This window comes from Sinorhizobium saheli (assembly GCF_001651875.1).
GTDB classification, from domain to species: domain Bacteria; phylum Pseudomonadota; class Alphaproteobacteria; order Rhizobiales; family Rhizobiaceae; genus Sinorhizobium; species Sinorhizobium saheli.
In genome coordinates this window covers 229,949-245,555 of sequence record NZ_LNQB01000102.1, presented here as the reverse complement: position 1 = coordinate 245,555, position 15,607 = coordinate 229,949, and the positions used below count along the sequence as shown (strand labels likewise).

Annotated in this window: 11 protein-coding genes; 4 read left to right on the top strand and 7 right to left on the bottom strand. The window is 65.0% G+C overall.

Features of this window, described 5'->3' with window-relative positions:
- Positions 1-120: 120 nt before the first annotated feature.
- The 3 genes from ATB98_RS27405 to ATB98_RS27395 all read left to right on the top strand — a co-directional run bounded on the left by ATB98_RS27405 (position 121) and on the right by ATB98_RS27395 (position 6,760).
- Positions 121-2,568: a GcvT family protein gene (locus ATB98_RS27405; RefSeq protein ID WP_066879761.1), complete on the top strand. Its 2,448-nt coding sequence runs from the start codon at positions 121-123 to the stop codon at positions 2,566-2,568.
- The gene (locus ATB98_RS27400) at positions 2,565-5,012 is read left to right on the top strand and encodes a GcvT family protein (RefSeq protein ID WP_066879758.1); all 2,448 of its coding nucleotides are present in this window, start codon (positions 2,565-2,567) and stop codon (positions 5,010-5,012) included. Before ATB98_RS27405 ends, ATB98_RS27400 begins: the two co-directional genes overlap by 4 nt.
- Before the next feature lie 203 nt (positions 5,013-5,215).
- The gene (locus ATB98_RS27395; RefSeq protein ID WP_066879755.1) at positions 5,216-6,760 is read left to right on the top strand and encodes a trimethylamine methyltransferase family protein; all 1,545 of its coding nucleotides are present in this window, start codon (positions 5,216-5,218) and stop codon (positions 6,758-6,760) included.
- A 106-nt stretch (positions 6,761-6,866) separates the two neighbouring features.
- On the opposite strand, the gene ATB98_RS27390 is transcribed toward ATB98_RS27395, so the two are convergent.
- From ATB98_RS27390 to ATB98_RS27360, 7 genes are all read right to left on the bottom strand, one after another.
- A complete protein-coding gene (locus ATB98_RS27390) occupies positions 6,867-7,388 on the bottom strand; it encodes a hypothetical protein (RefSeq protein WP_066879752.1) in 522 nt (173 codons plus the stop codon).
- A 475-nt stretch (positions 7,389-7,863) separates the two neighbouring features.
- Entirely contained in the window at positions 7,864-9,291 is a 1,428-nt protein-coding gene (locus ATB98_RS27385; protein WP_066879748.1) for a gamma-aminobutyraldehyde dehydrogenase, read from the bottom strand.
- Positions 9,292-9,316: 25 nt separating this feature from the next.
- Entirely contained in the window at positions 9,317-10,132 is an 816-nt protein-coding gene (locus tag ATB98_RS27380; protein ID WP_066879746.1) for an ABC transporter permease, read from the bottom strand.
- On the bottom strand, positions 10,122-11,072 hold the full coding sequence (locus ATB98_RS27375) for an ABC transporter permease (RefSeq protein ID WP_066879743.1): 951 nt from the start codon (positions 11,070-11,072) through the stop codon (positions 10,122-10,124). The genes ATB98_RS27380 and ATB98_RS27375 overlap by 11 nt, the downstream gene beginning before the upstream one ends.
- Complete coding sequence (locus ATB98_RS27370; protein WP_066879740.1) at positions 11,069-12,067, bottom strand: ABC transporter ATP-binding protein; 999 nt, start codon at positions 12,065-12,067, stop codon at positions 11,069-11,071. The genes ATB98_RS27375 and ATB98_RS27370 overlap by 4 nt, the downstream gene beginning before the upstream one ends.
- A gap of 183 nt (positions 12,068-12,250) precedes the next feature.
- Positions 12,251-13,408, bottom strand: coding sequence for an ABC transporter substrate-binding protein (locus ATB98_RS27365; RefSeq protein WP_066879737.1), 1,158 nt, complete (start codon positions 13,406-13,408; stop codon positions 12,251-12,253).
- 130 nt (positions 13,409-13,538) lie between these two features.
- Positions 13,539-14,447 carry a LysR family transcriptional regulator gene (locus ATB98_RS27360; protein ID WP_066879735.1) on the bottom strand — a complete coding sequence of 303 codons (909 nt, stop codon included), beginning with the start codon at positions 14,445-14,447 and terminating at the stop codon, positions 13,539-13,541.
- A 222-nt stretch (positions 14,448-14,669) separates the two neighbouring features.
- On the opposite strand from ATB98_RS27360, the gene ATB98_RS27355 reads away from it, so the two are divergent.
- Complete coding sequence (locus tag ATB98_RS27355; protein ID WP_066879732.1) at positions 14,670-15,593, top strand: alpha/beta hydrolase; 924 nt, start codon at positions 14,670-14,672, stop codon at positions 15,591-15,593.
- Positions 15,594-15,607 lie beyond the last annotated feature (14 nt).

Genomic DNA, 15,607 nt, shown 5'->3' with positions numbered 1-15,607 from the left:
CGCGCGCTCCTCGGTTCGGCCGAGCCAATCTAATCGAATTCTTCGATCAATAAAGCTCCCGCCATACGCTTGATGGCGCCCCGCTCCTCGTCAAAAATCGCGAGAAAGAGGGAACCACTGATGTCGAATTTGCCGTCACATGCACGTGTCGTGATCATCGGCGGGGGCGCGGTCGGCGCCTCCTCGCTCTACCATCTCGCCAAGGCCGGCTGGACCGATTGCGTGCTTCTGGAGAAGAACGAGCTCACGGCCGGCTCGACATGGCATGCGGCCGGCAATGTGCCGACGTTTTCCGCGTCATGGTCAATCATGAACATGCAGCGCTATTCGGCCTCGCTCTACCGGGAGCTCGGCGCGCTGGTCGACTATCCGATGAACTACCACGTCACGGGCTCGATCCGTCTCGGGCATTCCAGGGAGCGGCTGCAGGAGTTCAAGCGCGTCGTCGGCATGGGGCGGTATCAGGGCATGGAGCTCGATATCCTGACGCCCGACGAGATGCGCAGCCGCTATCCTTTCCTCGAAACGCATGATCTGACCGGCGCGCTTTACGACCCCCATGACGGTGATATCGACCCGGCCCAGCTCACGCAGGCTCTGGCAAAGGGTGCGCGCGACATGGGCGCGAAGATCATCCGCTTCTGTCCGGCCAACGGAGCGCGCCGCGAAAACGATGAGTGGGTGATCTCCACGCCGCAAGGCGAGATACGCTGCGAATATGTGGTGAATGCCGCAGGCTACTATGCGCGCGAGGTCGGCAAGATGTTCGGCCGCGACGTGCCGATGATGGTGATGAGCCATCAATACATCCTCTTCGAGGAGATCCCGGAGCTTGCAGCCTGGTCGAAGGATGCCGGGCACAAGCTGCCGCTCTTACGCGACGTCGACTCCTCCTATTATCTGCGGCAGGAGAAATACGGCATGAATCTCGGGCCCTATGAGCGCAACTGCCGCGCCCATTGGGTAACGCCCGACGATCCGATGCCGGAGGATTTCTCCTTCCAGCTCTTCCCGGACGACCTCGAAAGGCTGGAATGGTACCTGAACGACGCCGTCGAGCGGGTGCCGATCCTCGGCACTGCCGGTCTGTCGCGCGTCATCAACGGGCCGATCCCCTATGCACCGGACGGTAACCCCTTGATCGGGCCGATGCCCGGCGTGCCGAACGCCTTCGAGGCCTGCGTCTTCACCTTCGGGATCTGCCAGGCGGGCGGCGCCGGCAAGGTGCTCGCCGAATGGGTGACCCAAGGCCAGACGGAATGGGACATGTGGTCCTGCGATCCGCGCCGTTATACCGACTATACCGACCGGGACTACTGCGTCGCCAAGGGCAAGGAAATCTACGGCCACGAATATGCGATGCATTTCCCGAAGCATTACTGGCCGGCGGGGCGCAACAGGAAGCTGTCGCCGATCCATGATCGGATCGCCGCGCTCGGCGCGCAGTTCAAGCCCTATAACGGCTGGGAGCGTGCCATGTGGTATGCGAAGCCCGCCGACGACACCTCCGAAGAGGCGACGCAGACCTGGGGGCGGGAGGGCCCCTGGGCGAAGCGCATCGAGGAGGAGTGCCTGGCGGTGCGCGATGCCGCCGGCATTCTCGACCTGCCGGGCTTCTCGCGCTTCCGGGTGAAGGGCGAGGGGGCGCGCGAATGGCTCTCCGGCCTCATCACCGGCCGGGTGCCGAAAGCGGGACGCATCGGGCTCGCCTATTTCGCCGACGACAAGGGCCGCATCGTCACGGAAATGTCGGTTATGGCGATCGAGGAGGATTTCTTCTTCCTGATCACTGCGGCGACGGCGCAGTGGCATGATCTCGAGTGGCTGCAGAAGCACCGCCCGGCGAATGCCGCCTTCACGCTCGACGACGTGACGGCGAATTTCGCCTGCCAGATCCTGACGGGACCGAAGTCGCGCGCGATCCTCGCGGAGGTGACGGATGCCGATCTTGCCAAGCCTTGGCTGACACATCAGACCGCTGAGATCGCAGGACGCTATTGCCAGTTGGTGCGCGTCTCCTTTGCCGGCGAGCTCGGCTGGGAAATCCACACGAAGGTCGATGATACCGGCGCGATCTTCGACGCGGTCTGCGAGGCCGGCCGGAAACACGGCCTCAAGCCCTTCGGCATGGAGGCGCTCGACAGCGTGCGGATCGAAAAGGGCTATCGCGCCTGGAAGGGCGATCTTTCGACCGACTACACGATCCTTCAGGGCGGGCTCGACCGTTTCGTCGACTGGTCGAAGCCGAGCTTCAAGGGCAAGGCGGCACTGGAGCGCGAGAAGCAGCAGGGAGTCGCCAAGCGCTTCGTGACGCTGACGGTCGAGGCGGGAGAATGCGACGCGCCCTATATGTCGACGCTCTGGTCGGGCGGCGAGGTGGTCGGCGAGACGACGTCCGGCAACTGGGGTTATCGCGTCGGCAAGTCGATCGCGCTCGGCATGCTGCGCGCCGATCTCGCCGTACCCGGCCAGGAGATCGAGGTCGAGATTTTCGGCGACCGCTTCAAGGCGATCGTTGAGCCCGACCAGCCGCTCTGGGATCCCTCGAACGAAAGATTGAAGGCATGACGAAGCCCATTCCTCAGAAGGCGCGCGCGGTCATCATCGGCGGCGGCGTGTCCGGCTGCTCGGTCGCCTATCACCTGGCGAAGCTCGGCTGGACCGATGTCGTGCTGCTGGAGCGCAAGCAGCTGACCTCAGGCACCACCTGGCACGCGGCCGGGCTGATCGGCCAGCTTCGCGCTTCGCAGAACATGACGCGGCTGGCGAAATATTCGGCCGACCTCTATGTCAAGCTGGAGGCCGAAACCGGCATTTCGACCGGTATGCGCCAGAACGGCTCGATCACCGTTGCGCTGACGGATGAGCGCAAGGAAGAAATCTACCGCCAAGCCTCGCTCGCCCGCGCCTTCAATGTCGATGTGCGCGAGATTGCGCCGGACGAGGTGAAGGAGCTTTATCCGCATCTCAACGTCACCGATGTCAAGGCGGCGGTGCATCTGCCGCTCGACGGCCAATGCGATCCCGCCAATATCGCCATGGCGCTTGCCAAGGGCGCGCGGCAGAACGGCGCGACGATCATCGAGGGCGTCAAGGTCACCTCGGTCCTGAAGAAGGACGGGCGCGTCACCGGCGTCACCTGCGAGCAGGACGGCGAGCGCTTTACCATCGAGACCGAAAACGTCGTCAACTGCGCCGGCATGTGGGGCCGGGAGCTTGCCCGCCAGTCCGGCGTCACGGTGCCGCTCCATGCCTGCGAGCACTTTTATATCGTCACCGAGGCAATCCCGGGCTTAAGCCGCCTGCCGGTGCTGCGCGTGCCCGACGAGTGCACTTATTACAAGGAAGATGCCGGCAAGATGCTGGTCGGCGCCTTCGAGCCGAAGGCCAAGCCCTGGGGCATGGAAGGTATCAGCGAGGACTTCTGCTTCGACCAGCTGCCGGAGGATTTCGATCATTTCGCCCCGATCCTCGAAATGGCGGTCAACCGGATGCCGATGCTGGAGACGGCGGGTATCCATACCTTCTTCAACGGTCCGGAAAGTTTTACGCCCGACGACCGCTACTATCTCGGCGAGGCGCCGGAGCTCAAAGGCTTTTGGGTGGCGGCAGGCTACAACTCGATCGGAATCGTCTCCTCCGGCGGTGCCGGCATGGCGCTGGCGCAATGGATGAACGACGGCGAGCCGCCCTTCGATCTCTGGGAGGTCGATATCCGCCGCGCGCAGCCGTTCCAGAAGAACCGCAGCTATCTCAGGGAACGCGTATCGGAGACGCTGGGCCTCCTCTATGCGGATCATTTCCCCTATCGCCAGATGGCGACGGCGCGCGGCGTTCGCCGCTCGCCCCTGCACGAGCATCTGAAAGCCCGCGGCGCCGTCTTCGGCGAAGTGGCGGGATGGGAGCGCGCCAACTGGTTCGCGCGGCAAGGCCAGGAACGCGAGTACCGCTATTCCTGGAAGCGGCAGAACTGGTTCGAGAACCAGCGGGAGGAGCACCTTGCGGTTCGCAATGGCGTCGGCCTCTTCGACATGACGTCGTTCGGCAAGATCCGCGTCGAGGGGCGCGATGCGCTCGCCTTTCTGCAGCGGCTTTGCGCCAACGAGATGGATGTCGAGCCCGGCCGCATCGTCTACACCCAGATGCTCAACGCCCGCGGCGGCATCGAGAGCGACCTGACCGTGACGCGACTTTCGGAGACCGCTTTCCTGCTCGTCGTGCCGGGCGCGACGCTGCAGCGCGATTTCGCCTGGCTGCGCAAGCATCTTGGCGACGCGTTCGTGGTGATCACCGATGTCACCGCCGCCGAAAGCGTGCTCTGCGTCATGGGGCCAGGCGCGCGCGAGCTGATGCAAGTGGTGAGCACGAACGATTTCTCCAACGCGGCGCATCCCTTCAGTACCGCCCGCGAGATCGAGATCGGCATGGGGCTCGCCCGCGCGCATCGGGTCACCTATGTCGGCGAACTCGGCTGGGAGCTCTATGTTTCGACCGACCAGGCGGCGCATGTCTTCGAGACGCTCGAGGCAGCGGGAGCCGGCCTGGGGCTCAAACTCTGCGGTCTTCACACGCTCGACAGCTGCCGCATCGAAAAGGCGTTCCGTCATTTCGGCCACGACATCACCGACGAGGACCATGTGCTCGAAGCGGGGCTCGGCTTTGCGGTCAAGCCGGACAAGGGCGATTTCATCGGCCGCGAGGCGGTGCTCGCCAGACGTGACACGGGGCTCACGCGCCGGCTGGTGCAGTTCAGGCTTACCGATCCGCAGCCGCTGCTCTTCCACAACGAGGCGATTGTCCGTGACGGCGAGATCGTCGGGACGATCACCTCGGGCAATTACGGGCATCACCTCGGCGGCGCGATCGGGCTTGGCTACGTGCCGTGCCAAGGGCAGAGCGAGGCGGACGTGCTGGCCTCGGGCTACGAGATCGAAATCGCCGGAGCGCGGGTCAAGGCCGAGGCTTCGCTGAAGCCGATGTATGACCCGAAGGCGGAGCGGGTGCGGGCTTAATTCCGTGTCGGATGGACCCTCGCGGCAATGATTCGCCCCTCATCCACCTGCCGGCACCTTCTCCCCTTTTTGACGGGGAGATGGGGTATGCCGCGCCGTCCAGTCCCGCGTGCGGGGAGAGGGCTAGGGTGAAGGGCAATCGCTGGCCGAGGAGAGGGGTGGCAAGCGCGAGACAAGAGCTATAACGCCATTGGGAGATGAAGATGGCTGAGGAATGCGCAGTTGCGGCTTCGAGACGGTCCGGCGGTCGGGCGGCGCGCGTGGCGCTTCGCTCGGCACCGCTTGCCGAGAACATCCGGCCGGTACGCCCCGGCCTTTCGGGCGGTCAGTACAAGCCGCTGACGGAGGCGGAGGTGAAGCGCATTCACGCGGCGGCGCTCGATGCCTTGGAAGAGATCGGGCTCGCCAATGCGCCGAAATCCGGCATCGAGATCATGACCGGCGCCGGCGCGATCCTCGGCGACGACGGGCGCATCCGCTTCCCCCGCGCACTGGTCGAAGACATGCTCGCCGTCGCCGCGCGCGACATCACGCTTTATGCCCGCGATCCGAAGCAGGACCTGAACTTGAGCGGCACCCGCGTCTATTACGGCACGGCGGGCGCCGCGGTGCACGTCGTCGACGTCGAGAAGCGGGAATATCGCGAGTCGACGGCGAAGGACCTTTTGAATGCGGCGCAACTCGTCGATCATCTCGACAACGTGCATTTCTTCCAGCGCGCAATGGTCTGCCGGGATGTCCCCGACAATTTCCTGATGGACATCAACACCCTCTATGCCTGCTGCGCCGGGACCACCAAACATGTCGGCACCAGCTTCTCCGATCCGTCGCATGTCGAGGGCTGCTTCGATCTGATCCACATGATCGCCGGCGGCGAGGACAAGTGGCGGGCGCGGCCCTTCGTCTCGAATTCCAACTGCTTCGTCGTGCCGCCGATGAAGTTTGCGGAAGAGAGCTGCATCACCATGGAAAAGTGTATCCGCGGCGGCATGCCGATCCTGCTGCTTTCGGCGGGGCAGGCGGGTGCAACGGCGCCGGCGCCGCTGGCGACAGCGATCGTTCAGGCGGTCGCGGAATGCCTCGCGGGCGTCGTCTATGTCAACGCCATGGCCCCCGGCCATCCGGCCGTCTTCGGCACCTGGCCGTTCGTTTCCGACCTGAGGACCGGGGCCATGTCCGGCGGCTCCGGCGAGCAGGCGCTGCTGACCGCGGGCTGCGCGCAGATGCACCAGTTCTACCGTCTGCCGGGCGGTGCCGCCGCCGGTATCGCGGATGCGAAGCTTCCCGACATGCAGGCCGGCTGGGAGCAGGCGATCTCCAACGTCATGGCGGGCCTCTCCGGCCTCAACATGGTCTACGAGGCGGTGGGCATGCATGCCTCGCTGCTCGGCTTCTGCCTGGAGTCGCTGGTGCTCGGCGACGACTTACTCGGTCAGGTACAGCGCTGCATCCGCGGTATCGAGGTCACCGAGGACTCGGTCTCGCTCGAAACCATGCGCTCCGTCTGCCTGGACGGGCCAGGCCACTATCTCGGCCACCCGCAGACGCTGGGCCTGATGCAGACGGAATATATCTACCCGGCGGTCGCGGACCGGACGAGCCCGAAGGAATGGGCCGAGATCGGGCGGCCCGATCTCGTCGCGCGTGCGATCGAGAGGAAGAACCGCATTCTCGCGGAAGCCGCACCGTCGGTGATCGCTTCGGAGATCGACCGGGCGATCCGGGAGAAGTTCAGGATCTATTGCTGAGGCAATTGCGATTGGGGATGGCGGTGCCCCGCGAGTCCTTTCTCCCCATCAAAATGGGGAGAAGGTGCCGGCAGGCGGATGATGGGCAACCACTGTGCACTGCCGATTACCGCCCGGCCGCACCCCTGACATCGCTGACGCCGTAGCTCCATTTCGGTGCGGTCGGGGCTTCATCTTCCCGGTAACGAAAGGTGAGGAACGTCTCGAAAGCACGGCTTTGGCCGGCCGGGACGCGCACGAGGACGAGCGCCGTGTCGTCGCCGATGCGCCTGCAGGCGCCTTGCGGGCAATCCTCGAGCGTGACGGTAATCCGGAAATATTCCAGCGCCACCTCCGACGAATTGGTGACCGTGCCGCGAACGCGGTAGCTGCGCTCGGACTGGTTGGCCTCGAAGGTCATGTCTTCGAGGAGGATATCGGAAGCGGCGAGAGCGGCGGCGGGCTCTGGAGTGGCGGGCGCCGGGCCCTGCTCCGGCGTACCCTCGCTGAGCCAGATCAGGAAGGCGGCGGTCAGCCCCAGTGCCACGGCAATCGACAGGACCGGCTCCAGCCAACTGCGAAATCGGCCGTAGCGCACGGCGAGATACACGAGCGCCACGCCCAGAGGCAACGCAACCAACCACAACATGCAAATCCTCCTGACGGAGTCTTATATAGGGTGGCGCGTGACTGGCAATGAGCGGGTCGTCGGTGTCGGTCGCAGGCGTTCCGCCGAGCCGCACCGCGGGCACGAGGGTCACTGCGATGCCTTGAGGCTCGTCCAGTAGGCGCCCTCGAAGGGAACGGCGGCGAAGCGCCGGTTGATCTCGGCAAGGCTCGCCGCCGGATCTGCAAGCCGCGGCGTGAAGCGGCGAGGCGGGGGTGTGGGCGCGAAAAGGACATGCCCTCCGATCGCTTCCGACGATCGGAGGGCATTGTGTTCCTCTCATCCGGCCTGCCGGCCACCTTCTCCCCGCAGGCGGCCGCAGGCGGGCGAAGGGGACTCGTTGCGCCGCCTTGTTCGTTCGCGCAGATGTGGATCGGAGTTTGCGGGTCGGTCCCTTCTCCCCGTCGGAACGGGGAGAAGGTCGCGGCAGCGGGATGAGGGTCGCTGCCCCGTCGCCTCAGCCGTGGTTGATCATGATGTGGCGGACGGCCGTGTAGTCTTCGAGGGCATAGACCGACATGTCCTTGCCGTAGCCCGACTGCTTGACGCCGCCATGGGGCATTTCGTTGGTCAGCATGAAATGGGTGTTGATCCAGGTGCAGCCATATTGCAGGCGCGACGCGGCCCGCATCGCCTTGCTGATGTCCCTGGTCCAGACGGACGAGGCGAGGCCGTAGTCGCTGTCGTTCGCCCAGGCGACGACATCGTCGCGGTCGGTGAAGCGGGTGACGGAGACGACGGGCCCGAAGACCTCGCGGCGGACGATCTCGTCCGCCTGGGTGGCGCCGGCGACGACCGTCGGCTGGAAGAAGAAGCCGTGCTCGCTGCCGGCGCGGCCGCCGGTGGTGATCTCGATATGCCTCTGGTCGGCCGCCCTCTCGACGAAGCTCGCGACGCGATCGCGCTGGCGTTGCGAAATCAGCGGACCGATCTCGTTCTCGGTGTCGTCGTCGAGATTGTAGCGGATGGTCGCGACGGCGGAGGTGAGATCGGCGACGAGCTTCTCGTAGATGCCGGCCTCCGCATAGATGCGGCAGGCGGCGGTGCAGTCCTGGCCGGCATTGTAGTAGCCGAAGGTACGGATGCCGTTGACGACCGCTTCGAGGTCGGCGTCGTCATGGACGATCACGGGAGCCTTGCCGCCGAGCTCGAGATGGGTGCGCTTCACCGTCTTGGCGGCGGCGGTGAGCACTTTCTTGCCGGTAGCGATATCGCCGGTAATCGACACCATCGCCACCTTCGGATGGTTGATCAGCGCGTTGCCCACGGTCTCGCCGCGCCCGGCAATGACGTTGACGACGCCCTGAGGCAGGATGTCGGCCAGGAGCCGGGCGAGCTTCAGCGCCGTCAGGGGCGTCTGCTCCGAGGGCTTGAAGACCACGGTGTTGCCGCTGCCGATCGCCGGTGCGAGCTTCCAGGCCATCATCATCAGCGGATAATTCCAGGGGGCGATCGAGCCGACCACGCCGATCGGGTCGCGGCGGATCATCGAGGTGTGGCCCGGCAGATATTCGCCGGCGGTCGGCCCGTGCAGGTTGCGTACCGCGCCGGCGAAGTAGCGCCAGCAGTCGATGATTGCCGGCAACTCGTCGTTCCTGACCGCATTGATCGGCTTGCCGCAGTTCAACGCCTCGAGCGCGGCGAACTGGTCGGCGTTCCTTTCGATGGCGTCGGCGATTTTCAAGAGGGCATTCGAGCGCTCGGTGGGCGTCGTCTGCGACCAGCCGGTGTAAGCGTGCTCGGCGGCGTCGACGGCGGCGTCGACCTGGGCATGGGAGGCCTCGGCGAGATCGATGATCCTGGCGCCCGTCCGGGGGTTCAGGATGTGCTCCTCGGCCTCGGTTCCGGCCTCGAAGCGCGATCCGATCAAGAGTTGGGTGTCCATGGCTGTTCTCCCTTCAGGTGCGATTTCATTTGCCGGCGCCGGCGATCTGGTCGCCGTCGCGGGTGAGGTAGTAGGCGCCGAGGATCGGCAGGAAGGTGACGATGACGACGACCATGGCGACGACGTTGGTCACCGGGCGCTGGCGCGGACGGATGAGCTCTTCGAGCATCCAGATCGGCAACGTCGACTGCTGGCCGGCGGTGAAGGTCGTGACGATCACCTCGTCGAAGGAAAGGGCGAAGGCGAGCATGCCGCCGGCAAGCAGCGCCGTGGCGATGTTCGGCAGGATCACGTAGCGGAAGGTCTGGAAGCCGTCGGCGCCGAGATCCATGGACGCCTCGATCAGCGAGCCGGAAATCCGCCGGAAGCGGGCGACCGCATTGTTGTAAACGACGACGATGCAGAAGGTCGCGTGGCCGAGCATGATCGTCCAGAAGGAGAACGGTATGTCGGCGATCGAGAAGGCTGAGCGGAGCGCGATGCCGGTGATGATGCCGGGCAGGGCGATCGGCAGGATGACGAGGAGCGACACCGCCTCGCGGCCGAAGAAGCGGGTCTGGCTGACGGCGGCGGCGCAGAGCGTGCCGAGCACGAGCGCGGCCGCGGTCGCGATCGAGGCGACCTTGACGGAGAGCGTCAGCGCCGCCCAGACATCCGGCCGGTTCCAGGCCACCGCAAACCATTGGGTCGTGAGACCGGGCGGCGGGAACTGGTAGCTCTTCTCCTCCGTCGTGAAGGCATAGAGGAAGATCAGCAGGATCGGCAGGTGCATGAAGGCGAGGCCTGCCGCTGCGGCGATCTTCAGGCCAAGGGGAGCGGAGTTCGACTTCTCAGAGCGCATCGAAGGCCCCCATGCGCTTGGCCATCCAGAGATAGGCGCCCATGATGACGATCGGCACGACGGTGAAGGCGGCGGCAAGCGGGATATTGCCGGCAGTGCCCTGCTGGGCGTAGACGGCCTGGCCGATGAAGAGCCGCGACGAGCCGACGATCTGCGGGATGATGTAGTCGCCGAGCGTCAGCGAGAAGGTGAAGATCGAACCGGCGACGATGCCGGGCAGCGCGAGCGGAAAGAGCACGTAGCGGAAGGTCTGGGCCGGCGTGCCGCCGAGGTCCCAGGAGGCCTCGATCAGGTTTGCCGGCACGCGCTCGAGCGCCGCCTGGATCGGCAGGATCATGAAGGGCATCCAGACATAGACGAAGACGATGAAGGTGCCGGTGTAGCTGACCGACAGCGAATTGCCGCCGACGACCGGAAGCGTGAGCCAGGCTTCGAGCAGCCAGAGGAGGTTCAGCTTCTCGAAGAACCAGGTGAGGATGCCTTCCTTGGCGAGGATCAGCTTCCAGGCGTAGATCTTGACGAGGTAGCTCGACCAGAGCGGCAGCATGACGGCGAGGTAGAACAGCGCCTTCCACTTTCCGCGGGCGTAGCGGGCGGCGTAATAGGCGATCGGGAAGGCGATGAGCGCCGAGACGAACGTCACGATCGCCGCCATCGACACGGTGCGGATGATGATGTCGAGATGGGTATCGCTCAAGAGCTGGCGGTAGGTGGCGAGCGTGAACTCGTAATTGATGAGGCCGGAGAAATCGTCGATCGAGAAGAAGCTCTGCAGGAGCAGTGCGAAGAGCGAGCCGAGATAGACGACCCCGAGCCAGAGCAGCGGCGGGCCAAGGAGCAGCGCCAGCAGCACATGCGGGTGCCGCCAGAAGAAATCCGAGAGGCGGCCGGCCGTGCTGCGGCGTTCGGGCAGGATTACGCGTTCAGCCAATATGGTCATGCGTCGTCCATCGGGTAAAGGTCGCGCGCCGCGAAGCTGATCGTGACGGCGCTGCCGATCGGGGGAAAGCCCTGGGTGGCGGGGCTCGCCACTGCGATGCGGGCTCCCTCGACATCGACGACGATGCGGTTGGTGGCGCCGAGGAAGCTCTGCGAGGCGACGGTGCCGGAGAGGCTGAGCGCCCCATTATGGGGCGGCGCAATCGCGACCGCCTCCGGCCGGAGGCTGGCGAAGGCCGCCTTCAGGCCGAGTCTCCGGCAGAGATCTGCAGAAAGCACGTTGGACGAGCCGACGAAATCGGCGACGAAGCGGGTCTTCGGGCGGTTATAGACGTCTTCCGGGCTGCCGAGCTGCTGGATGCGGCCGTCGTTGAAGACGGCGATGCGGTCTGCCATCGAGAGCGCCTCGCCCTGGTCGTGGGTGACGAAGACGAAAGTGATGCCGAGCGACTTTTGCAGGCTCTTCAGTTCCTCCTGCATTTGCTCGCGCAGCTTCAGGTCAAGTGCGCCGAGCGGCTCGTCGAGGAGCAGCACCTTCGGCTTGTTGACGAGGGCGCGGGCGAGCGCCACGCGCTGGCGCTGGCCGCCGGACAACTGCCCGGGGCGGCGGGTGCCGTAGCCCGGCAGCTTGACCATGGCGAGCGCATCTTCCGCCGCTTTTCGCCTCTCCTCGCGGCCGATGCCCTTGACCATCAGCCCATAGGCGACGTTGTCGAGGATCGAGAGATGCGGAAACAGGGCGTAGTCCTGGAAGACGGTGTTGACGCTGCGGCGATAGGGCGGCACGCCTTCCGCCGTCTCGCCGAAAATCTCGATATGCCCGCCGGTCGGCTGCTCGAAGCCGGCCATCAGCCTCAGGCAGGTCGTCTTGCCCGAGCCGGAGGGACCGAGCATCGCGAAGAACTCGCCCTCGGCGATCGAGAGGTTCACCCGGTCGACGGCGCGAACGATGCCGAAGTGGCGGGAAACATTGTCGAAGAGGACGGCGGTGGTCATGGAAATGCTCCGGGATTCTGGCCCCTCATCCGCCTGCAGCAACCTTCTCCGCGCACGCGGGGAGAAGGGACACGCAGCCGGCGCCTCGCCCAAGATCACGCAAGGGCTTTGCCGCAGGCGTTCCCTCTCCCCGCGAGCGGGAGAGGGTTAGGGGAGGGCGATGCTTGCGATGCGCTGGCCGGGTTACCTTCCGCCGATCACGCCGATATAATCGGACACCCAGCGGTGATAGGGCACGCATTCACCCTGGCTGCATTTCGTCACCGGCGTCTTCCAGAACTTGACCTTTTCGAAGTCGTTGTAGCCGTTGGTTGCGCAGCCCTCGTCGGTCAGGAGCTCGTTGCCCTTGCAGGCGGCGCCGACGGAGGGGTTGGCGCCGAACCAGGCGGAGACGTCGCCCTGGACCTTCGGCGACAGCGTGTGCTCCATCCACATATACGCGCAGTTCGGATGCTCGCTGTCGGCATGCAGCATTGTCGTATCGGCCCAGCCCGTCACGCCTTCCTCCGGAATGATGGAGGAGATCGGCTGCTTCTCGGATCGCATCAGATTGACCTGGAAGGGCCAGGAGCCGGAGGCGACGACGCCTTCGTTCTTGAAGTCGTCGATCTGGATCATCGCATCGTGCCAGTACCGGCCGACAAGCGTGCGCTGTACGCGCAGAAGGTCGAGGGCGGCCTTGTACTGGTCCTCGTTGAGCTCGTAGGGATCCTTGATGCCGAGGTCGGGCTTGTGTGCCATGAGGTAGTTGGCGGCGTCGGCGACATGGATCGGGCCGTCATAGGCCTGGACGCGCCCTTTGTTGGACTTGCCGTCGGGCAGCGTCATCTCCTCGAAGACGACCTTCCAGCTCGTCGGCGGCTCGTTCTTGAAGGCCTCCGTATTGTACATCAGGACGTTCGGCCCCCAGACGTAGGGGGTGCCGTAATGGACGCCGTCGACCGTGTGCCAGGGCGCATTCTGCATGCGCTCGTCGATCGTCTTCCAGCTCGGGATGAGGTCGGTGTTGATCGGCTGGACACGCTTTCCCGCGACGAGGCGGAGCGAGGCGTCGCCGGAGGCGGTGACGAGGTCGAAGCCGCCTTCGTTCATCAGCGCGACCATTTCATCGGAGGTGGCGGCGGTCTTGACGCTGATCTTGCAGCCCGTTTTCTTCTCGAAGTCGGTGACCCAGTCGTAATTCTTGTCGGTTTCGCCGCGCTCGATATAGCCGGGCCAGGTGACGATCGAGAGCTCGCCTTCGCCCTTGCCGAGTTCCTTCAGCGGCTCCTGCGCGAGTGCCGGGGCGAAGAGGCCAAGTGAAAGGGTAAGCGCCGTGCAGGATCTCAACATCTGCTTCATGGAAATCTCCCCAGGTTATGCCGCGTTCGCGGGCTCGTTCCCTGAGATGAAGCGTGCCTCTATTTCACCGCATTCGCAAATTCATTAATCAGAATGCCGCTATCGATTTTTCCGATACATGCCTGCCGACTCAGCGGGGGCGGGCGCTGCGCAGCGCCTCGGCGATGCCGACGAAGTCGCGCGCCGATTGCGGCAGGCTCGAGCCTTTCCGCCAGACCATGCCGACCTGCACGACCGGCAGCGCGCCGGAGACGTCGCGGCTCTCGATGCGGTCGCCTTCGAGCGACCAGGGGCGATAGACGAGATCGGGCAAAAGGGCGATTCCGGCCCCGGTCGCGACCAGGCTCCGGACCGCCTCGACCGAGCGGGTGCGGAAGGCGACATGCGGCCGGGCGCCCAACGCCGTCAGCAGCTTGCCGGTGTTCTCCTCGATCTCGTCCACCGTCAGCATGATCAGCGGCTCCCTGGCGATATCCTCCACCGAGATGATGTCGGCGGCAACGAGCGGATGGCCGATCGGCAACCACAGGCGGTAGGGCGAGGTTTCGAGAATTTCCGCCTGCAGCGCCATGCGATCACGCAGGTTGGAGATGACCATCACGGCGACATCGAGCTCACCGCCGACCAGCAGGTGCTCGAGATAGGAGCCGTTGTCCTCGATGGCGCTCACCTCGACGCCGGGGCAGGCGCGGCGGTAGCGGGCAAGGAGGTCGGAGAGCACATAGCCGGCGACGAGCGAGGTGACGCCGAGATTGAGCTTGCCGCCGCGCTCCTCGCGGCTGTCGGAGAAGCTGCGCCGGGCATCGGAGACATCGGCGAGGATCTTCGTCGCGTGGCGCAGGAACTGGTGACCGTTGTGGGTGATCGAAAGGCCGCGCGGATGCCGGTCGAAGAGCTCGACGCCAAGATCGGTTTCGAGCTCCTTGATCGCCTCGGTGATCGAGGATTGCGAGATCGACAGGTTCTGCGCCGCGCGGGTGACCGAGCCCTGCTCGGCGACAGCGACGAAATACTGCAATTGGCGGAGTGTGAAGGCCATGAGCGAATTAACACCGGGCGACGAGGGGATGGCAAGTCAGAGGCGTGAAGCGCTATGACTTGGCGCATTTCAGCATGCGCGGTGGCCCGGCGGTGCTAAGGTGCTCTACTGCATGTCTCCTTAATTCGACCTCGATTTAAGGAAAAAGACATGCAGCAATTCAAAGCGCTACAGCGACCTTTGCGCGCCTGATAAGGCGCGCGGCGCTGTAGGGAGCACAGGATGGATTCGAGACGATCAAAACCGATGCCGACGGAGCCCGGCATTCTCGCCTTTCACGCGCGTTGTGAGGCTTTTTATCCGGCCGACGCCGTGAACGCTTCGGTCAAGCAACAGCGGCAATGGTACGATGCCCTTTGCGCCGAATTCGACGCGCCGTCGCCGGAGGGGCTGAAGCGGCGCGACGAGGTCGTGGCCGGACGCATACCAATCCGGCACTATCGGCCAGCGGACATCGCGACCGAGACCCGGATTTTCTACATTCATGGCGGCGGATTCGTCTTCGGGTCGCTGGAAAGCCATGATGCCATCTGTGCCGAACTCGCGCATGGTGCGCGCGCCGAACTGGTCGCGGTCGACTATCGGCTGGCACCGGAGCATGCCTGGCCAGCCGCCTTCGAGGATAGTTATGCGGTGCTCGAAAGTCTCCTTGCCGGCGGACGCCCGCTCGTCGTCGTGGGCGACAGTGCCGGCGGTAATCTCGCCGCCGGCATCGTGCTCAGGGCCAAGGAGGAGGGGCGTTCCGGCATCGTCGGCCAGGCGCTGGTCTATCCTGCGCTCGGCGGCGAGCTCGCTGGCGGTTCCTATGCCGAGATGGCCGAAGCACCGGGGTTATCGACGGCGGACGTCGCCTACTATCGGGAGGTGCTGAAGGCGCCGGCGGCAGACGTCTTTGCTCATCCGCTGAAGGCAGGCGATCTCTCCGGGCTGCCGCCGGCCTATATTTCGGCCGCGCATTTCGATCCCTTGCGCGACGATGCGCGAACCTATGCCGCCCGGCTCGCGCAAGCGGGCGTCGACGTCACCTACCGCGAGGAACCGCAGATGATCCATGCCTGGCTCCGGGCGCGGCACATGAGCCCGGGCGCGCGAGACGGATTTCGCCATCTGGTGCAGGGGGTGGCAAGGTTGGCGGGAACGGCTTGAAAGGCGACCGTGAA